Source organism: Nocardioides limicola (assembly GCF_016827675.1).
Taxonomy (GTDB): domain Bacteria; phylum Actinomycetota; class Actinomycetes; order Propionibacteriales; family Nocardioidaceae; genus Nocardioides; species Nocardioides limicola.
Genome location: NZ_JAERJA010000015.1, coordinates 23,598 through 42,403, shown reverse-complemented (window position 1 = coordinate 42,403; position 18,806 = coordinate 23,598). Strand labels below are relative to the sequence as shown.

The following is an 18,806-nucleotide window of genomic DNA, read 5'->3' as shown; positions in this document are numbered from 1 at the left end:
CTCCTTCACTACTGAGGTACGGCGAGCACGTCATCGATGACGCCGCGAGCCCATTCAAGCAGGGCCACCCCGTCCAGCGGACGCCCCTTGGCCACCGGACTCGGTGGACGGGGCACCAGCACCGTCTGCACGGGTGTCTTCACGATCGATCCGGGGTGCAGTCGCTTGAGCCGCAACTGTCGCGAGTCGGGCAGCTCCACGGGCGCGAACCGGACGTTCCTGCCGGCCAGGGTGACCTCCCGGATCCCGGCCTCACGCACCCGGGCACGGAACCGCGCCACCATCAGCAACGCCACCACCGGCTCGGACATCGGGCCGTACCGGTCCTGCAGCTCCTCGGCGAGCAGGTCGACGTCCTCGTCGGCCCGGACCTCCGAGAGCCGCTTGTACATCTCCAACCGCAGCCGCTCCGAGCCGATGTAGTCGTGCGGCAGGTGCGCCTCCACCGGCAGGTCGATGCGCGTCTCCTCCAGCTCGGGGGCGCCGTCGCCCTTGAACTCGTGCACCGCCTCCCCGACCAGCCGCACGTACAGGTCGAAGCCGACGTCGGCGATGTGTCCGGACTGCTCGCCGCCGAGCAGGTTGCCGGCGCCACGGATCTCCAGGTCCTTCATCGCAATGGCCATCCCGCCACCCAGGTCGGAGTGCTGGGCCAGGGTGGCCAGTCGCGCGTGCGCGGTCTCGGTGAGCGGCTTCTCCGCGGGGAACAGGAAGTACGCGTACGCCCGCTCCCTGGACCGGCCCACCCGCCCGCGCAGCTGGTGCAACTGGGAGAGGCCGAGGGCATCGGCGCGCTCGATGATCATCGTGTTCGCGTTGGAGACGTCCAGCCCGGACTCGACCAGGGTGGTGCAGACGAGCACGTCGAAGCGCTTCTCCCAGAAGTCGAGCATCACCTGCTCGAGCTGCTTCTCGTTCATCTGCCCGTGCGCGGTGGCCACCCGGGCCTCGGGGACCAACTCCCGCAGCTTCGCGGCCGCCCGCTCGATCGAGTCCACCCGGTTGTGGATGTAGAAGACCTGGCCGTCGCGGAGCAGTTCGCGCCGGACCGCGGCGATCACCTGCTGGTCGTCGTACCCGCCGACGTAGGTGAGCACCGGGTGTCGTTCCTCGGGTGGGGTGGTGATGGTGGACATCTCCCGGATGCCGGTGATCGACATCTCCAGGGTGCGCGGGATCGGGGTCGCCGACATCGCCAGTACGTCGACACTGGTGCGCAGTCGCTTCATCTGCTCCTTGTGCTCGACCCCGAAGCGCTGCTCCTCGTCGATGATGACCAGGCCGAGGTCCTTGAACCGGATGTCGGGGTTGAGCAGTCGGTGGGTGCCGATCACGATGTCGATGCTGCCGTCGGCCAGACCGGCGACCACGTCGCGGGCCTCGGCATCGGACTGGAACCGGCTCAGCGCCTTGATGATCACCGGGAAGCCGGCCATCCGCTCGGCGAAGGTGGACAGGTGCTGGCTGACCAGCAGCGTGGTGGGCACCAACACTGCGACCTGCTTGCTGTCCTGGACGGCCTTGAAGGCGGCCCGGACGGCGATCTCGGTCTTGCCGTAGCCGACGTCACCGCAGACCAGCCGGTCCATCGGCACCACCTGGCGCATGTCGGACTTGACCTCGTCGACGGTGGTCAGCTGGTCCGGGGTCTCCGGATGCGGGAACGCGTCCTCCAGCTCCCGCTGCCAGGGCGTGTCCGGGCCGAAGGCGTAGCCCCGGGTGGCCTGCCGGGCGGCGTACAGCTTGATCAGCTCGGCGGCGATCTCGCGGACCGCCTTCCGGGCCCGACCCTTGCGCTTGGCCCAGTCGCCGCCACCGAGCCGGTCCAGGCTGGGCTGCTCGCCGCCGATGTAGCGGGTGACCTGGTCGAGGGCGTCGGCCGGCACATAGAGCCGGTCCGGTGGCGCGCCCCGCTTGCTGCTGCCGTACTCGAGCACCAGGTACTCACGGACCGCGCCGGCCACCTCGCGCTGCTTCATCTCCACGAACTTGCCGACCCCGTGCTGCTCGTGCACGACGTAGTCGCCGGCCTTGAGTTCGAGCGGATCGATCTGGCGCTTGCGCCGCGACGGCATCCTGCGCATGTCCCGGGTCGAGGACTGCTGCCCGGACAGGTCGTAGCCGGTGAGCACCGCCAGCCGGGCGCCCTCGTCGACGAAGCCCTGGCCCAGGTTGCCGGTGGTCACGGTGACCAGGCCGGGCTGGGGTGGGGGCACGTCGCCGTCGACCAGTCGCGCGGCGACGTCGTGCTCGGCGAGGGTCTCCACGATCCGTTCGGCGGGCCCGTGGCCCTCGTGCACGACCACGACCCGGTAGCCGTCCGCCACCCAGCGGACCACGTCGGCGATGGCGCCCTCGATGTCGCCGCGGTACTGCTCGGCCTCCCGGATGCCCGGTGACGGCTCGCTGTCGAGGCCGAACGGTCCCAGCGTCCACCAGGCCATGCCCCGTTGAAGGGCGTGCGCCCGCACCTCGACCAGCTCCCGGTAGGAGGCCAGCGACAGGTCGATGGGCGCCTGGCCGCCGCCGGCGGCCGCAGCCCAGCTCGCGGCCAGGAACTCCTCACTGGTGGCCACCAGGTCGTGGGCCCGCGTGCGGATCCGCTCCGGGTCGAGGGTGAGCACGCAGGCGTCGGCGGGCAGCAGGTCGACCAGGAGTTCCATCTCCTCCACCAGCACCGGGGACAGGGCCTCCATCCCCTCGACCGCGATGCCGTCGGCGATCTTGTCGGTCATCTCCAGCAGCGCCGGATGCTGGCGGCCCAGCTCGGCGGCGCGGCGGCGCACCTCGTCGGTGAGCAGCAGTTCGCGGCACGGCGGAGCCCAGACCCGATCGACCTTGTCCAGGGTGCGCTGGTCGGCGACGGAGAAGCTGCGGATCTCGTCCACCTCGTCGCCGAAGAACTCGACCCGCAGCGGGTGCTCCTCGGTGGGCGGGAAGACGTCGATGATGCCGCCGCGGACCGCGAACTCACCGCGTCTGGTGACCAGGTCCACCCGCGAGTACGCCGCGTCCGCAAGACGCCGAACCACGTCGTCGAGGTCGGCCTCGCCCCCCGCCGCGAGCTCGACCGGCTCAAGATCGGCCAGGCCGGCCACCTGCGGCTGCAGCAGCGAGCGGACCGGCGCGATCAGCACCTGCAGGGGGCCGGTACCCGGGGTGGTGCCGGGGTGCTGGAGGCGACGGAGCACCGCGAGTCGCTGGCCGACGGTGTCGCTGCGGGGGCTGAGCCGTTCGTGCGGCAGTGTCTCCCAGCTCGGGTAGGTCGCCACCGTGTCCGGGTCGACGAGGCCGTCGAGGGCGCTGGCCAGCGATTCGGCGTCGCGCCCGGTGGCGGTGACGGCCAGCACGGTGCGGCCCTGGGCGACCAGGCCGGCGATCAGGAACGGTCGCAGCCCGGGCGGGCCGATCAGGTCGTGGGTGGAGAACCGCTCCGCGTCGGCGAGTGCGTCGGTGAGCAGCGGGGTGGCCAGAACGGCGTCGGTGAGTCCGGTGAGATGCACAGCTGTCGCCTTCGGGTGGTGGTCAGCACGAACGCCCCCGGTCCTTGTGGGACAGGGGGTTGCCCGGTCGAGTGTAGGCGCGGGGCAGAATCAATGAGTATGGACCTCGGCATACAGATCTGCGACTTCAGTTGGCCCGGCACTCCTGCCTCGATCCCGGGCACGCTGACCCGGATCGCCCAGGACGCCGAGGCGGCTGGGGTGAGGAGCCTCTGGCTGATGGACCACTACTTCCAGATCGCTCCGTTCGGCCCGCCCGAGGCCGAGATGCTGGAGGGTTACAGCACGCTCGCGTTCCTGGCCGGCCGGACCGAACGGGTGGAGCTGGGCCTGATGGTGACCGGGGTGACGCACCGGCATCCGGCGGTCCTGGTCAAGACGGTCACCACCGTGGACGTGCTCTCCGGAGGCCGGGCCTGGCTGGGCATCGGCGCCGCCTGGAACGAAGTGGAGCACGCCGGCCTGGGGATCCCCTTCCCGCCATTGCGGGAGCGGTTCGAGCGACTCGAGGAGACCCTGCAGATCGCGCACCGGATGTGGGCCGGCGATGAGTCGCCGTACACCGGTCGGCACTACCGACTGGAGCGCCCGGTGAACTCGCCGCCGCCGGTGCGCCGGCCCCCGATCATGATCGGTGGCAGCGGTGAGCGGAAGACGCTGCGGATGGTCGCCGAGTACGCCGATGCCTGCAACATCTTCGATGCCGGGCTGGAGGTCGTGAAGCGCAAGTACGACGTGCTGGCCGAGCACTGCGTCGCCCTCGGTCGCGACCCGGAGGAGGTCCGCAGGACGGTGCTGACCCGGCTGTCGCTGACCGAGTCCGGAGGCGAGCAGATGCCCTACGGCGAGGTGTCGATGTCGGTGGGCGAAGCGGTGCAGAAGTTGGGCGACCTGGCCGGCCTCGGCACCCAGACGGTCACCTTGGCGATGGGCAACGACACCGATCCGGCGGCCTGGGAGCTGCTCGCCGAGGTGATCCGCCAGGTCGCCTGAGTCGGGACTCACGGCGCTGCCAGGGGTGTCTGAGGGTCGCCTTTCGCTCGAATTGCGAATGATTCTCATTCTAACTATAGTCGCGCTTCGAGCCATCTACCCCGTCAGGAGACACCCATGTCCCGACTCGTACGCCGAGGCACCGCCCTCGCGTCGATCGCCAGCCTCAGCCTGGTGGCCGCCCTCAGCGCCTGCGCTGCGAGCGGCTCCCAGACCACACCGGCCGACGCGGCCGCACCCGTGACCGTCACCGACGCGACCGGCACCGAGATCACCCTGGACGCCCCCGCCGAGCGCGTCGTCTGCCTGGACACCCTCTGCCTCGACGCACTGATCGAACTGGGGGTCACCCCGGTGGCCTCGGCCCAGCAGCAGACGCTCACCGACCCACACTTCTTCGGCCCCGACGCCGACGTCGACCCGATCGGCGGCAGCTTCTTCGAGCCCGACCTGGAAGCCATCCTGGCCGCCCAGCCCGACCTGGTCGTCGGGTCGGCCAGCGTGCACGGGGACCTGCGCTCCGCACTGGGGTCGGTGCCGCTGTACACGAGCTCCCTGCGCGAGGAGGGCGCCGCCGTGGCGAACCTGACCACGATGGGGCAGCTCCTCGGCCGCGAGGACGCCGCCGCAGAGGCGCTGGAGCGGCACCGACAGACCCTCGAGGGATACGTCGAGCGGGAGCGGGAGGTGAGCGTGCTCTCCATGTACGGCGGCGCCACCGCCGACATCGGCATCGACGCCGCGGACTCCACCATCGGCCGCCTGCTGCAGCGCTACACGAACTATCCGTGGCCCGACGCCGGTCAAGGTGACTCCGGCTTCCTCGAGATCAACCTGGAGACGATCCTCGACGTCGACCCCGAGTGGATCTGGATCCTCGACTTCGGCTTCGACCCGAACGCCCCCGCTCTGGTCGAGCAGTTGGCCGAGGAGCCGGTCTGGGAGACGTTGACCGCGGTCCGCAACGGCAACGTCGTGGTGACCCCACGGTGGTGGGGCGGCGTCGGCGGCACCCACACCCAGCAACTGGTGCTCGACCACGTGCTCCCGCAGGTCTACCCCGACGAGTTCCCCGAACCGCTCGGACCGCTCTCGCGATGAGTCACCCCACGAGGGCGACGGCGTCGCTGGTGGCGGTCTCGGCCGTCGCCCTCGTGGCAGTGGCGGCGGTCGGACTGTCCACCGGCACCCCCCAGATCCCACTGCGCGACCTCCCCCAGGCGCTCCTCGACCCCGCTGACGAGCGCGTCCGGCTGGCGCTGCTGCACCTGCGCGCTCCGCGGGTCGTGCTGGCGGCCCTGGTGGGCCTGGCGCTCGGCCTGGCCGGCGCCCTGCTCCAGGACGGCCTGCGCAACCCGCTGGCAGCCCCCGAACTGTTGGGCGTGAGCAGCGGCTGCGCGGTGGTGGTGGCCGCCGTGGCGGTCCTCGGCGTCCCCGTGCCGCGGCCCCTGGTCCCGGTGGCGGCGTTGACTGGCGGGCTGGCGGTCGGCGCCCTGTGCGTGCTGGTGGGGGTGCGGCTGCGCAGCACCTCCGCGCAGATCCTGTGCGGACTGGCGTGCGCCTCCTTCCTCTCCGGGTGTGTGATCGCCCTGGTCACTCTGGGGGCACCGGCCAACGCCGCGCTGCTCTACCAGTACCTGCTCGGCAGCCTGGCCAACCGCGGCTGGGCCGACGTACGACTGGTGGCCCTCTGGCTGGCGGTGGCCGTGCCCGCGGGGCTGCTGTTCGCCCGCACCCTGAACACCCTGAAGCTCGGCGACGACCCGGCCGCCGCTCTCGGGGTCCGGGTACGCCGGGCTCGTGCCGGGTTGCTGGTGGTGGCCACGCTGCTGACCGCCGCCGCCGTCGCCGCCTGCGGGCCGATCGGCTTCGTGGCTCTGCTCGCCCCGCACATCGTGCGACGCCTGCTGCGCAGCACCGATGCGCGCCGGGTGCTGCCGTTGGCGGCGCTGGTCGGCGCGGTGCTGCTCACCGCAGCGGACCAGACCGCCAGGGTGGTGGCCGAGCCCCGAGAGATCGCCGCCGGCATCGTCACGGTACTGGTGGGCGCGCCGGTGCTGTTGGCCCTGATCCGTTCCGAGCAGGCCCGGAGCCCGGTATGACGGCGCTGCCACAGACGCGGGGCCGGTCCGGCGGTGTGCCCGGTGCACTGCCCCAGGAGGTGCGCAGCAACGAGCGCAGTGATCTGGGCAGTGACCCGCCCAACGGTTCGCCCCGCGGTTTGCCCAGTGATCTGCCCAGGGCCGCGCACAGACTCACCTGGTGGATCACCCTCGCCGCGCTGCTGCTGCTCGGGCTGCTGATCCTGCACCTGGGCATGGGCAGCGCCCCACTCACCCCCGCCGAGGTCACCGCGGCACTGACCGGGCGTCCGATCGAGCCCTGGCACCGTGACGTGGTGATCGGGTTGCGGATGCCACGCGGTCTGATCGCGGTCACCGCCGGCGCGATGCTGGGTGTGGCCGGGGCCCACCTGCAGGCGGTCACCCGCAACGTGCTGGCCGACCCCGGCCTGCTCGGCGTCAGCGCCGGCGCGGTGCTGGCGGTGGTGGTGGGAGCCTCGTTCGGACTGGTCTCGGTCTCCAGCGGCTGGACCCCGGTGGTGGCCACCGGCGGGGCCCTCGCCAGCGGTGCACTGGTCTATTGGTTGGGGTGGCACGGCGGTGCTGCCGACGCCACCCGCTTCGTGCTCAACGGCGTACTCGTCTCCGCGATCGGGTCGGCTCTGGTGGCCGTCGTACTGACCCTGGACGGGTCGACGTTCGGCACCGTGCTGCGCTGGATCGTGGGCACCCTGCACGCCCGCACCTGGGAGCACTGGCAGGTGCTGTGGCCCTGGGCGATCGTGTCCTTGGTGATCGCGCTCGGCGCGATCCGCGGCGCCACAGTGCTGTGGAGCGGGTACGACGTGGCCACCGCGGTCGGCGCGCACCCCACCCGGATCCGGCTGGCGGTGTTCGGGTCGGCCGCCCTGCTGACCGCCGGTGCCGTCTGCACGGTCGGAGCGGTCGGCTTCGTCGGACTGGTGGCCGCCCACCTGGTCCGCCCGCTGGTCGGCCACCACCCCGCCCGGGTGATCCCGATGGCCGCGTTCGCCGGCGCAGCGCTGCTGCTCGGCGCCGACATCGTGGCCAACGGACTGACCTTCGCGATCCCCGGCGACCAGATCGGCGGGCGCGCCTCGTTGCCCACCGGTGCGGTGACCGCCCTGGTCGGTGGCCCGCTGCTGCTCGCCCTGATCCTCAAGGAGCGTCGATGACCACCCCCTCAGCACCCGCCTTGTCCGCGATCGGCCTCGGTGTCGGCTACGGCAGCCGGCTGGTGGCAGCCGACCTGCACCTGCACGTCGACGCCGGGTCCTGGGTGGCCCTCGTCGGACGCAACGGATGCGGCAAGTCCACGGTGCTGCGGGCACTGTCCCGGCTGATGCCGGCACGATCGGGGCAGATCCTCCTCGACGGGCAGGCGATCTCGTCCCTGCCCACCCGCGAGATCGCCCGCCGGATGGCGGTGCTTCCCCAGGGACCACAACCGCCGGCCGGGATCACCGTCCGCGAGCTCGTCGAGTTGGGCCGACACCCGCATCGGGCACTGCTCGGGCCGCTGTCGGCGGCGGACCGTGAGGCGGTCGAGGACGCGATGAACCTGACCGGCACCGCCGAGTACGCGCACAGATACGTGGATCGGCTCTCCGGCGGGGAGCGGCAACGGGTCTGGCTGGCGCTGGCGCTGGCGCAGCAGACCGACCTGCTGCTGCTGGACGAACCCACCACGTTCCTCGACATCGGCCACCAACTCGAGGTGCTGGATCTGGTGGCGCGGCTGCGGGCGGCACGCGGGCTCACCGTGGTCACCGTGCTGCACGACCTGGGCCACGCCGCCCGCTACGCCGACCGGATGGTGATCCTCGACGAGGGGCGCATCCTGGCCGACGGCCGACCCGAGCAGGTGGTCACCCCGGAGCTGGTACGTCGGGCGTTCGGCGTCGAGGCGACCGTGCTCACCGACCCGGTGACCGGGACCCCGGTCGTGCTGCCGCACACCCCCGCCTCCAGTCCCCACGTCCCTCAGGTGGTCCGCTCATGATGGTGCAACGTCGACTCGTCGGGTTGGTCCGCGAGGCTCCGCTCCCGGTCACCGTGACGGTGGCCTGCGCGCTCGGCAGCATGCTTGCCGCGGTTCTGCAGTGGTTCTTCACCGCGCAGGCGCTGAGCCGGGTCCTCTCCGGCGCCGACTCCTCCGCGCTGGTCTGGCCGCTCGTCGGCGTGGCCGCCGCGGTCGCCTGCCGCGGTCTGCTGATGTGGGGCCGCGACCTGGCCGGGAATTGGACCGGCCGGGTGGTGAAGCGGCGACTGCGGGCCGCCCTGATCGACAAGCTGCTGCGGCTGGGACCGGCGTACACCTCCGGGCGACGCACCGGCGACATGATCGCCTCGGTCGGCGACGGGGTCGAGGCGCTCCGCGCGTACGTCGGCTTCTACCTCCCCCAGGCCTTCGTCTCGCTGGCCGGGCCGTTGGTGCTGGTGGTGGCGCTGACCCTGGTCGACCCGGTGATCGGCCTCCTGGTGCTGGCCTGCCTGGTGGCGCTGCCGTTCGCGCGACGAGCCTGGGGCGGTCTGCTGGGTCGCCGCGGGCGAGCCCACTGGGAGGCCTACGAGGAGTTCGCCGCCTCGATGATGGATGCGATCACCGGCCTGGCGACGCTGCGGTCGGTGGGTGCGGTGGACGAGTACGGCGAGCGGCTCAGCCGTGGCGCGGCGAAGCTCTACCGGGCCACCCGGCGAGACCTGGCCGCCTCGCTGGGCGTGGTCGGCGTCACCGCGCTGCTGGTCGGCACCGGCACCCTGATCAGTGTCGGCGTCGGCGCGTTCCGGGTCGCCTCCGGTGCCCTGGACCCCATGCTGTTGCTGTTCGTGCTGTTCCTGGCCGCCGAGTGCTTCCGGCCCCAACAGGAGCTGCAGAACTACTGGCACGAGGGCTTCCATGGTCTTGCCGCCTCGCACGGCATCTTCGCGCTTCTCGACGCCCCCGAACTGCTGACCGAGCCCGCCCGGCCACGGCCGCGGCCGACCGGCGCGGTCTCGCTGACCCTCCATGAGGTGAGCTACCGCTACCCGACCACCGACGGCACCGACGGCACTGACAGCGCCAAGGACGCCGACGGCGCCTGGGCTCTGGACCGGGTCAGCATCGACGTGCCGGCCGGGACGACGCTGGCCGTGGTCGGCCCCTCGGGCGCCGGCAAGTCCACCCTGGTGGCCCTGCTGCAAAGGTTCCTCGACCCCGATCAGGGGGCGGTACTGGTCGGCGGGGTGGACCTGCGGGAGCTGTCGCTGGTCGATGCGAGGTCGCTCGCCGCGCTGGTGAGTCAGGACGTGCACCTGTTCGCCGGCACCGTCGCCGACAACCTTCGGCTGGCCCGGCCGGACGCGGACCACGACGACCTGGAGGAGGCCTGCCGCCGGGCCAGGATCCACCATGTCATCGAGTCGTGGCCCGACGGCTACCAGACCGTGCTGGGCGAGCGGGGCCTGACCATCTCCGGTGGTGAGCGGCAACGGCTCGCGATCGCCCGGGCGCTGCTCGCCGACGCCCCGCTGCTGCTGCTCGACGAGGCCACCTCCAGCGTGGACGGCGCCAACGAGCAGGCGATGCACGCCGCCATCGCCGAGGCCAGCCGCGGCCGCACCACGGTGGTGGTGGCGCACCGGATGTCGACCGTGCTGGACGCCGACCGGGTGGTGGTGCTGGACTCCGGCCGCATCGTCGAGTCCGGCGAGCCCGGGCTCCTGCTGGCGCAACGACACGGGCGATTCGCCGAGCTCGTGGCCGCCGGCACCGGCGCCCACGACCTGTCCCCACGCGCTGAGGAGACCCCCCGATGACGGTCACACCGGTCCACGAGGCCGACGAACTGCGCAGCCGGGTCGACGCCGCCGACACCGACGGATGGCGACCGGGGCTGGTCGGCGACGGACCCGGCGGCCGCGGGATGAGAGCCATGGTCAGGGTGCTCGGCGCCTACCGGGGGCCGTTCGCAGCCACCGCGCTGTGCGGCACCGGGAACCAGCTCACCCAGGTGGTGGCCGCCGTGGTGGCGGCCTACCTGACCGGCCTGGCGGTCACCGGCCACAGCGCCGCGGAACTGGTGCCGTGGGCGACCGCCCTGGTGGCGCTGGTGCTGCTCCGCTGTGCGTTCTTGTGGGGAGAGGCCTGGATCGGCCACGACCTGGCCTTCCGGATGCTCGCCGAGGTCCGGATGTGGTTGGTCCGGGCCTTCGACCGGATCGGGCCGCTGGCGCTGATCCGGCGCCGCTCGGGTGACCTGCTCACCCGGGTGATGTCGGACGCCGAGGGCCTGGAGGTGTTCTATGCGCACACCGCGATCTACATCGTCTGCACCGGCGTCCTCACTCCGATGCTGCTGGTCACCTGTGCGGTGGTGGTGACGCCGATGTTCGCCCTGGTGCTGCTGCCGTTCGTGCTGCTGGCCACCGTGGTGCCACTGGCGCTGCGCCGCCACAACGCCCGGCACGGTGCCGACGTGCGGACCGGGGCGGCGGCGGTGAGCACCGCGGTCACCGACCTCACCGCCGGGCTGCGGGAGACGCTCGCCTTCGGCGCCGGGGCACGACAGCGCGAGGTGATCCTGTCAGCGACCACCCGCCTCGCGACGGCCGAGCGGCGCCAGAGCTCCCGCGCCGGCGCCGAGGCGGCGGCCACCGAGGTGGTGCTGGGTGCCGGCGTACTCGCTGCGCTGTTCACCGCCCTCTGGCTGCACGACGCCGGCGCCATCACCGCGACCATGCTGCCCGCCTCGGTCACCCTGGGCGCGGTGACGTTCCTGCCCGTGGTGACGCTGCTGGCGACCACCCGGGTCACCGGGATCAGCGCGGCGTCCGCGAGCCGCGTCTTCGACCTACTGGAGGAGCCGGCCAGCACCCCGGCGCCGACCCAGCCGCACACTCCGCCGCCGTCGGTCGGCGAGGGCGGCACGGTGGCCATCGAGGACGTCTGGTTCCGCTACGACGAGACCGGCCCCTGGGCCTTGGCCGGCGTGGATCTTCGCTTCGCGCCAGGCGAGACAGTCGCCCTGGTCGGCCACAGCGGCGCCGGGAAGTCGACGCTGGGCCATCTGCTGCTGCGATACGCCGACCCGGGTCGGGGGCGGATCACCTTGAACGGCGTCGACCTGCGTGCGCTGAGTCCGGCCGAGCTGAGCGCCTGGGTCGGTCATGTGCCCCAGGACGTGTTCCTGTTCCACCTCACGCTGGCCGAGAATCTGCGGCTGGGCTGTCCGGGGGCCTCGGACGAGGAGTTGGCGACGGCGTGCGAGGCGGCCGGACTGACCGAGGTGATCGCCGGGTTGCCGCAGGGTCTGGCCACCGTGGTCGGAGAGCGAGGCACCCGGCTCTCCGGTGGCGAGCGCCAGCGGGTGGCGATCGCGCGGGCGCTGCTGCGGGACACACCGGTGCTGGTCCTGGACGAGGCAGCCAGTCAGCTCGACCCGTTGCGTGAGCTGAGCGTCGCCGCCGCGCTGGAGCGGGTGCGTGCCGGCCGGACGACCCTGGTGATCGCGCACCGGCTCACCACCATCCTCGCCGCCGACCGGGTCGTGGTGATGTCGCAGGGCGAGGTGGTGGCGACGGGCACCCACCACGAACTGTTGGCGCTGCCCCAGTACGCCGACCTGGTCGCCTCACAGGTGCGCGGCGCCGAGCCCCGCACTGGCGCCTGACCTCACCGGGGGGCGGCGTCAGTCGGCGCGTGGGTCGGCGACGTGGCCGATGAACAGCGGGGTGCCGTGGGTGGTGTCGTGGATGAGGAACCAGAACGGCCGGTCCAGCACCAGTGGGGTGTACGTCGGCATGCTGGTCAACCCCATCACCACTGCCGTGGCGGCGGCGGCCTCAGTGCCCTCCTCGTCGACGGCCACGAACGCCTGATGCAGCACGTCGGTGATCATCAGGGCGCGTTCATCAGCCGGGGTCTCCGGCGAGGTCATCGCCAGGAAATCCGCGGCCGGTGTGAACGCGGTCGGCATCCCCAGGTCGATCAGCGTCTGCTTGAGCGGCACGTCACTGGTGAACTCGAACTTCGGCCAGGTCAACTCCACTCGCTCCGGACCCAACGCGTCCAGCACCTCACCGAGTCGCCCGTCGGTGACCAGCGCACGAGCGTCCGCCTCACGCCCGACCTCAGGAAGCAGCAGCGTCATCGCCGCACCCCCGCCGGCGTACGGCATCGACGCGGCCCGCCACCCGTCGCCGGCGGCATAGGACGAGTGGTCCAACATCGCCCACATCGACTCCACCGAGATCCGCTCACCGTCGGCCAACCTGAAGAGGCGCGGCCGCGTGGAGTCGACCTCGAAAGGCTCCTCCCACGGCGCCTTCAGATAGATCGCATTCACCAGGATCAACCGGGTCAACGCATCCACCGCATCCTCGGGGACGATCTCGGGGATCCGGTCCCGGGTCCGCTCCGCGGTCCACTCATTGACCTGCTGGCGGGCCCCCTCGGTGTCCCCCACCCAGTCCACCGTGCGCATCCCGGCCCCGTAGTACTCACCCAGCGTGGTCAGGAAGTCGGTCGCCCAGACCGTCTGGTGATGACCGAACAGCGCGTTGGCGACCTCCAACTCAAGCTCAGCCTCACTGCCGTCGGCGCGGGTCTGGTCCCCGGCCAGGGCGTCGATGAGCTGGGTCAACGCGTTCAGCCCCTCGTTGAGGGCGTCGCGATCCAGGCCGAGCACGTCGTACATCTCATCGGCCGTCCGCCCATCGGCTCCGTTGCCGGTCATCGCCAACGCCACCGCGATCGAGTACGGCGACAGCGCCAGGTTGTCACCGTCCTCGACAAGATCAACCACGCCACCGGCCAGCCGATGCAGCGCCGCAGCCACCTCCGGGACCGCCCCCTCATCACCCGGGAGGCGGTCCACCTCCACGCTGACCAGGTCGGCATCAACCACGGTTCCACCTCCACCGGTGAGCGAGCCACAGGCGGCCAGCGCCAGGGCAGAGAGTCCGACGAGCAGGGTGCGCACCATCATGCCCCTTCGACGCGCGGCACCGGGATCCGGTTCCTCACCCGGATCCTGCGAAGGTGGCGCCCACTCGACGCAGGGCGTCGAGGACCCGGCGTACCGCCAGGCGTTCGGCGCGGTCGGGTCGGGCCACGGCGTAGATGAAGCGTGCCGTCGGGATCTCCGCCAGCGGGCGAAGCACCACCGGGCCGGTCGGGGTGGTGAACCGGGGCAGCACGGCCACCCGATCGCTCGACGCCACCAGGGCCTCGATCAGCCGGTTGTCCCGCAGCCTCAGCGACACCTGCACCGGGCACCCGATCGCCTCTTCGACGGCCACCCGCACGGTGTCGAACGGATACCCGAACGGCACCCCGATCCACTGCTGGTCGGCCAGGTCCTGAGCACTCACCTGCTCCTGAGTGGCCAGCGGGTGGGAGGCGGCCATCGCGATGTCGAGGGGCTCGCGGGTCAACAGCGCGCTGACCTGGCCCGCGACCGACGGCGGCAGGAGCCGGGACAGGCTGTGCCCGATCACCAGGTCGTGATCTCGGGTCAGGCCCGGGTAGTCGTCCTCAGCGAGGTCGACGTCCTCGCACTCGATCTCGATCGCCAACTCGGCGAGCTCGGTGAACACGCCGGGAAGCAGGAAGGTCGCCGCGCTCGGCAGCGCGGCCACCCTCACTCGCCCGGTCGGCTGGCCACGGAACTCGTCCCAGCGGGCCTGGGCGCGGGCCAGCGCTTCGGCGACGTCCCGACCCGCGTCGGCGAGCAGGTGACCGGCATCGGTCAGCCGCAGGCCGCGCCCCGAGGGTTCGACCAGCGGCGTCTGATAGCGCCGCTCGGCGCTCTTCAACTGCTGGGAGACCGCCGAGGGTGTGCGGTGCGTGGCTCGGGCCACCGCGGTGACACTGCCATGGTCGGCGAGTTCGCGGAGCAGCTCGAGATGCCGGGCGTCCATGTAGTCAGCCTACAAGGACACTTCAGAACATTTCGCTTGTCCTTACTAGTCGTCGCTGGCGACCATGGCGTGTGCCTCGTCGTCATCGCCTGCTCGCCGTCACCGTCGCCGTCATCTGGGGGCTCAACTTCCTCGCCATCGACGCCTCCCTCGGCCACTTCCCACCGATGTTCCTGGTGTCGCTGCGCTTCACCGTGATCGCCATCCCCACCCTGCTCCTGGTCCCGCTGCCGAGCGTGCCGCTGCGCTGGCTGATCGGCTACGGGATCGGCTTCGGCACCCTCCAGTTCCTCTTCCTCTACGCCGGCATGTACGCCGGCATGCCCCCCGGGTTGGCCTCGTTGGTGCTGCAGTCGTCCGCGCCGTTCACCGTGCTGCTCGGGGCCGCCCTCTTCGCCGACCGGATCAGCAGGCGCCAACTCCTCGGCCTGGTCCTGGCCTGCGGTGGCCTCGCCATCGTCGGCTGGTCCCACGGGAGCACCGCCGCTATCACGCCGTTCCTGTTGGTGCTCGCCGGTGGCTTCGGCTGGGCGATCGGGAACCTGTGCAACACCCGCATCCGATCCTCAGAGCCGCTGCACGTGGTGCTGTGGATGTCAGTGGTCCCGCCGCTGCCGATGCTGGCGATCGCCCTCGCCGTCGAAGGACCCACACGGATCACCGCGTCGCTGACCTCGTGGCAGGCGCCGACCGCGGTGCCGGCCGTGCTCGGGCTCGGCTACACCGTGCTCGTCGGCACGCTGCTCGGCTCCGGGATCTGGACCTGGCTGCTGAGTCGCCATCCGGCCGGCCAGGTCGCTCCGTTCTCGATGCTGGTCCCCGTGGTCGGGATGAGTTCGGCGTGGCTGGTCCTGGGCGAGACGCTGTCGACGGGCGAATGGATCGGCGCTGTGGTGGTGGTCGGCGGGGTGCTGCTGGGCAGCTCCGGGGTGCGCGCTCGCGGGGCCGGCCGGTCCCGGCGCGCGGGCAGCCGGCCCGCGCCCAGTCAGCCCGTCGGCCAGGGTGTCGGTCAGCGCGTCGGCCAGGGTGTCGGTCAGCGCGTCGGTCAGGGTGTCAGTCAGCGCGCGGGTCCGTGACGTGGCCGATGAAGAGCGGGGTGCCGTGGGTGGTGTCGTGGATGAGGAACCAGAACGGCCGGTCCACCGTCACCTCCACGAACTCCGGCATCGACTCGATCCCCATCACCACCGCGGTCGCAGCGGCGGCTTCGGTGCCCTCCTCGTCGACGGCCACGAACGCCTCGTGCAACACGTCGGTGATCCGCAACTCCCGCTCCCGGTCGGGGTTCTCCGGCGTGGTCATCGCCAGGAAGTCGGCGCCACGCTCGAAGGCGGCCGGCATCCCGGCCTGCTTGAGGGTCTCCTTGAGCGGCACCTGGCTGCGGAACTCGAACTTCGGCCAGGTCAGCTGCACCATCTTCGGGCTGAGCGTGGACAGCAGCTGGCCGAGCTCGCCGCCGGTGACCAGGCCCCTGACCCGGTCCTCCTGCCCCTCGTCGGGCAGCACCAGCGTCATCGCGGCCCCTCGGCCGGCGTACGGCATCGACACCGCCTGCCAGCCCTCGTCGGCGGCGTAGCTGGAGTGGTCCAGCAGCCCCTGCATCGACTCCACATCGACGGTGCTGCCGTCACCGAGGGTGAACGGGCGGCCCTGGGTCGCGCCGGTGTCGAAGGGGTCCTCCCACGGCGCCTTCAGATAGATCGCGTTGACCAGGATCAGCCGGGTCAGATGGTCGACGGCGTCCTCGGGGACGATCTCGGGGATCCGGTCCCGGGTCCGCTCCGCGGTCCACTCGTTGACCTGCTGGCGGGCCGCCTCGGTCTCCCCGGCCCAGTCAACGGCGTTCATCCCGGCGCCGTAGTACTCGGCGAGCGTGGCCAGGAAGTCAGGCTCCCAGACGGTGGCCTGGTGACCGAAGAGAGCGTTGGCGACCTCGAGCTCGAGGTCGGCCTCGCTGCCGTCGGCGCGGGTCTGGGCCCCGGCCAGGGCGTCGACATGCTGAGTGAGCGCGTTGAGCCCGGCGTTGAGGGCGTCGCGGTCCAGTCCGAGCACGTCGTACATCTGCTCGGCGGTCTCACCGCCGGCTCCGTTGGCGGTCATCGCCAGCGCCACCGCGATCGAGTACGGCGACAGCGCCAGGTTGTCGCCCTCCTCGGTCAGTTCGACGATCGCGCCGGCCAGCCGGTGCACGGCGCCGACGGTGTCGGGGACCAGGTCGGCCTGGGCGGCACGCCGCTCGACATCGGCAGTGATCGGGTCGGAGGCTGCGCTGGGGCCGTTGCCGCCACCGCAGGCGGCCAGTGTGGTCACGGCGGCGAGTCCGATCAGGAGATGGCGAAGGGTCATGACTGTTCGACGCCGGTGCCCGGGCATCGGTTCCCCCTCACAACAACCGTCGGTCCGAGGCCCACTTGGTGAGCTCATGGCGCGACGAGAGCTGCAGCTTGCGCAGCACCGAGGACATGTGGGTCTCGACGGTCTTGATGGAGATGAAGAGCTCCTTGGCGACCTCCTTGTAGGCGTAGCCGCGGGCGATCAGGCGCATCACCTCTCGCTCGCGCTCGGTGAGCCGGTCCAGGTCCTCGTCGACTGCGGCGATGTCGATGTTGCCGGCGAAGGCGTCCAGCACGAACCCGGCCAGCCGCGGCGAGAACACCGCATCCCCCTCGGCGACCCGGCCGATGGCGGCGATCAGCTCCGGGCCGGTGATGGTCTTGGTGACGTAGCCTCGGGCGCCGCCGCGGATGGTGCCGATCACGTCCTCGGCCGCGTCGGAGACCGACAGCGCCAGGAACCGCGTGTCCGGGGACGCAGTGTTCTGCCGCATCACCTCGACTCCCCCGCCGCCGGGCAGGTGTACGTCGAGCAGCACCACGTCCGGGCGGTGCTCGGCCAGCGCAGCCACCGCGGTGGGCACATCCTCGGCCTCGGCCACCACCTGGACGTGCGCACCGAGCTCGGCGCGGACCCCGGCCCGGAACATCGCATGGTCGTCCACGATCAGGACCCTCGTCATGCTGGTGTCTCCTCAACTCTCAGGTGCAGGCGAACCTCGGTGCCCTCTCCGGGGGCGGAGCGGATCTCGGCGGTGCCACCATGGCGTTCCATCCGATCGATGATGCTGCCACGGACGCCCTGCCGGTCCTCGGCGACACCGTCGGTGTCGAAGCCGACGCCGCGGTCCCGGACGAAGACGTCGATGCCGTCACCGACCTCCGCGTAGACATCGACCCGGCCGGTGCCGGCGTGCTTGGCTGCGTTCACCATCGCCTCCCGGGCGGCCAGCACGATCGGCTGGGTGGCCTCGGTGAGTGACTGGTCGCCGACAGCCACCACGTCGACGACGACCCCGTGGGCATCCTCGACCTCGGCGGCAGCCTGCCTCAGGGCGGCAGCCACGGTGGAGTCGGGCCGGGCGTCCTCGTCGAAGAGCCAGCGGCGCAGGTCCCGCTCCTGGGCCCGAGCCAGGGTGGCCACCGTGGTCGCGTCGTGGGCGTTCTTCTGGATCAGCGCGAGGGTCTGCAGCACCGAGTCGTGCAGGTGCGCGGCCATGTCGGCACGCTCCTGGCTGCGCACCCGTTCGGCACGCTCAGCGGTCAGGTCCGAGGCCAGCCTGAAGACCCAGGGACCCACGGTCAGCGCCAACCCGGTGATGCCCAGCAGGACCGCGATCAGCAGCTCGGCCCCGATCCGCACCGTGCCCTGCTGCCACGCGAACAGCACGAACCCGGTGAAGAGCAACAGGCCACCGCTGAGCAGTCGCGCGTACGCCGCCCAGCCGCCGCTGCCGAGCACCGCACGGATCGGGTCCACCCGTCCACCCGTGTCCATCCAGCGCTCCCGCTGGGCCTCGTCCGCCTGACGCCACAGCAACGCCAGGCCCCCGGCGGCGAAGACCAGCGGCCAGAAGAGCACTCCTGAACCGAACGCGGCCTCGGCGGCCAGCACCAGCCCGAAGGCGAGCACCAGCAGCGGCACGGTGACGCCCAGGTTGGTGAACAACGGCTTCACCCCGGCGGGTCGTCGCCCACCGCGGGTGGCACTGGCCAGACCGGGGGCGTCGTCACCGAACGACCGCTCGGTGGGCAGCAGCAGCCACAGCCCGGCGTACAAGGCGATGCCGAGGCCGCCGAGCCCGGCCAGACCGATGAACCCGATCCGCACCCACAGCGTCGGCAGCCCCAGGTGCAGCGCCAAGCCGCCCGCGACACCACCGAGCAGGTGGTCGTCGCTGGCTCGGACGGCGCGTCGATACGACGGCACGGCGGGCGTTCGGATGCTCATCGTCATCCATCGTCACACAGCGGGCGCGTGGCAACCA

14 protein-coding genes are annotated in these 18,806 nt (G+C 71.6%); 8 read left to right on the top strand and 6 right to left on the bottom strand.

What is annotated here, in order from left to right:
- Positions 1–8: 8 nt before the first annotated feature.
- The gene (gene mfd, locus JKG67_RS17700; RefSeq protein ID WP_203338681.1) at positions 9–3,503 is read right to left on the bottom strand and encodes a transcription-repair coupling factor; all 3,495 of its coding nucleotides are present in this window, start codon (positions 3,501–3,503) and stop codon (positions 9–11) included.
- A gap of 99 nt (positions 3,504–3,602) precedes the next feature.
- On the opposite strand from mfd, the gene JKG67_RS17695 reads away from it, so the two are divergent.
- The 7 genes from JKG67_RS17695 (at position 3,603) to JKG67_RS17665 (ending at position 12,234) form a co-directional block, all read left to right on the top strand.
- Positions 3,603–4,496: an LLM class F420-dependent oxidoreductase gene (locus tag JKG67_RS17695; RefSeq protein WP_203338680.1), complete on the top strand. Its 894-nt coding sequence runs from the start codon at positions 3,603–3,605 to the stop codon at positions 4,494–4,496.
- A 117-nt stretch (positions 4,497–4,613) separates the two neighbouring features.
- Positions 4,614–5,597 carry an ABC transporter substrate-binding protein gene (locus JKG67_RS17690; RefSeq protein ID WP_203338679.1) on the top strand — a complete coding sequence of 328 codons (984 nt, stop codon included), beginning with the start codon at positions 4,614–4,616 and terminating at the stop codon, positions 5,595–5,597.
- Positions 5,594–6,598, top strand: a complete 1,005-nt coding sequence (locus JKG67_RS17685) for a FecCD family ABC transporter permease (RefSeq protein ID WP_203338678.1) — start codon at positions 5,594–5,596, stop codon at positions 6,596–6,598. Before JKG67_RS17690 ends, JKG67_RS17685 begins: the two co-directional genes overlap by 4 nt.
- Positions 6,595–7,755: a FecCD family ABC transporter permease gene (locus tag JKG67_RS17680; RefSeq protein ID WP_203338677.1), complete on the top strand. Its 1,161-nt coding sequence runs from the start codon at positions 6,595–6,597 to the stop codon at positions 7,753–7,755. Before JKG67_RS17685 ends, JKG67_RS17680 begins: the two co-directional genes overlap by 4 nt.
- The gene (locus JKG67_RS17675) at positions 7,752–8,582 is read left to right on the top strand and encodes an ABC transporter ATP-binding protein (RefSeq protein ID WP_203338676.1); all 831 of its coding nucleotides are present in this window, start codon (positions 7,752–7,754) and stop codon (positions 8,580–8,582) included. Before JKG67_RS17680 ends, JKG67_RS17675 begins: the two co-directional genes overlap by 4 nt.
- On the top strand, positions 8,579–10,381 hold the full coding sequence (locus JKG67_RS17670) for an ABC transporter ATP-binding protein/permease (protein ID WP_203338675.1): 1,803 nt from the start codon (positions 8,579–8,581) through the stop codon (positions 10,379–10,381). Before JKG67_RS17675 ends, JKG67_RS17670 begins: the two co-directional genes overlap by 4 nt.
- Positions 10,378–12,234 (top strand): ABC transporter ATP-binding protein, encoded by a 1,857-nt coding sequence (locus tag JKG67_RS17665; protein WP_203338674.1) that lies wholly within the window; start codon positions 10,378–10,380, stop codon positions 12,232–12,234. The genes JKG67_RS17670 and JKG67_RS17665 overlap by 4 nt, the downstream gene beginning before the upstream one ends.
- A gap of 18 nt (positions 12,235–12,252) precedes the next feature.
- Here JKG67_RS17665 and JKG67_RS17660 read toward each other — a convergent pair whose 3' ends face one another.
- Complete coding sequence (locus JKG67_RS17660) at positions 12,253–13,545, bottom strand: serpin family protein (RefSeq protein WP_203338673.1); 1,293 nt, start codon at positions 13,543–13,545, stop codon at positions 12,253–12,255.
- A gap of 40 nt (positions 13,546–13,585) precedes the next feature.
- Entirely contained in the window at positions 13,586–14,485 is a 900-nt protein-coding gene (locus tag JKG67_RS17655) for a LysR family transcriptional regulator (RefSeq protein WP_203338672.1), read from the bottom strand.
- A gap of 71 nt (positions 14,486–14,556) precedes the next feature.
- On the opposite strand from JKG67_RS17655, the gene JKG67_RS17650 reads away from it, so the two are divergent.
- On the top strand, positions 14,557–15,561 hold the full coding sequence (locus tag JKG67_RS17650; RefSeq protein WP_203338671.1) for an EamA family transporter: 1,005 nt from the start codon (positions 14,557–14,559) through the stop codon (positions 15,559–15,561).
- Here JKG67_RS17650 and JKG67_RS17645 read toward each other — a convergent pair.
- The 3 genes from JKG67_RS17645 to JKG67_RS17635 are packed head-to-tail and all read right to left on the bottom strand — an operon-like array spanning position 15,539 to position 18,769.
- Complete coding sequence (locus JKG67_RS17645; RefSeq protein WP_203338670.1) at positions 15,539–16,831, bottom strand: serpin family protein; 1,293 nt, start codon at positions 16,829–16,831, stop codon at positions 15,539–15,541. The genes JKG67_RS17650 and JKG67_RS17645 overlap by 23 nt on opposite strands.
- 37 nt (positions 16,832–16,868) lie before the next feature.
- A complete protein-coding gene (locus tag JKG67_RS17640) occupies positions 16,869–17,501 on the bottom strand; it encodes a response regulator (protein WP_203338669.1) in 633 nt (210 codons plus the stop codon).
- Positions 17,498–18,769: an ATP-binding protein gene (locus JKG67_RS17635; protein WP_203338668.1), complete on the bottom strand. Its 1,272-nt coding sequence runs from the start codon at positions 18,767–18,769 to the stop codon at positions 17,498–17,500. The genes JKG67_RS17640 and JKG67_RS17635 overlap by 4 nt, the downstream gene beginning before the upstream one ends.
- Positions 18,770–18,806: the final 37 nt, after the last annotated feature.

Excerpts from the sequence above, each read along its gene's own strand:
- JKG67_RS17695 (WP_203338680.1), top strand. The coding sequence starts at position 3,603 with ATGGACCTCGGCATACAGATCTGCGACTTCAGTTGGCCCGGCACTCCT.
- JKG67_RS17640 (WP_203338669.1), bottom strand. The coding sequence starts at position 17,501 with ATGACGAGGGTCCTGATCGTGGACGACCATGCGATGTTCCGGGCCGGG.
- JKG67_RS17690 (WP_203338679.1), top strand. The coding sequence starts at position 4,614 with ATGTCCCGACTCGTACGCCGAGGCACCGCCCTCGCGTCGATCGCCAGC.
- JKG67_RS17665 (WP_203338674.1), top strand. The coding sequence starts at position 10,378 with ATGACGGTCACACCGGTCCACGAGGCCGACGAACTGCGCAGCCGGGTC.
- JKG67_RS17635 (WP_203338668.1), bottom strand. The coding sequence starts at position 18,769 with ATGAGCATCCGAACGCCCGCCGTGCCGTCGTATCGACGCGCCGTCCGA.
- JKG67_RS17680 (WP_203338677.1), top strand. The coding sequence starts at position 6,595 with ATGACGGCGCTGCCACAGACGCGGGGCCGGTCCGGCGGTGTGCCCGGT.
- JKG67_RS17675 (WP_203338676.1), top strand. The coding sequence starts at position 7,752 with ATGACCACCCCCTCAGCACCCGCCTTGTCCGCGATCGGCCTCGGTGTC.
- JKG67_RS17655 (WP_203338672.1), bottom strand. The coding sequence starts at position 14,485 with ATGGACGCCCGGCATCTCGAGCTGCTCCGCGAACTCGCCGACCATGGC.
- JKG67_RS17685 (WP_203338678.1), top strand. The coding sequence starts at position 5,594 with ATGAGTCACCCCACGAGGGCGACGGCGTCGCTGGTGGCGGTCTCGGCC.
- JKG67_RS17670 (WP_203338675.1), top strand. The coding sequence starts at position 8,579 with ATGATGGTGCAACGTCGACTCGTCGGGTTGGTCCGCGAGGCTCCGCTC.
- JKG67_RS17645 (WP_203338670.1), bottom strand. The coding sequence starts at position 16,831 with ATGACCCTTCGCCATCTCCTGATCGGACTCGCCGCCGTGACCACACTG.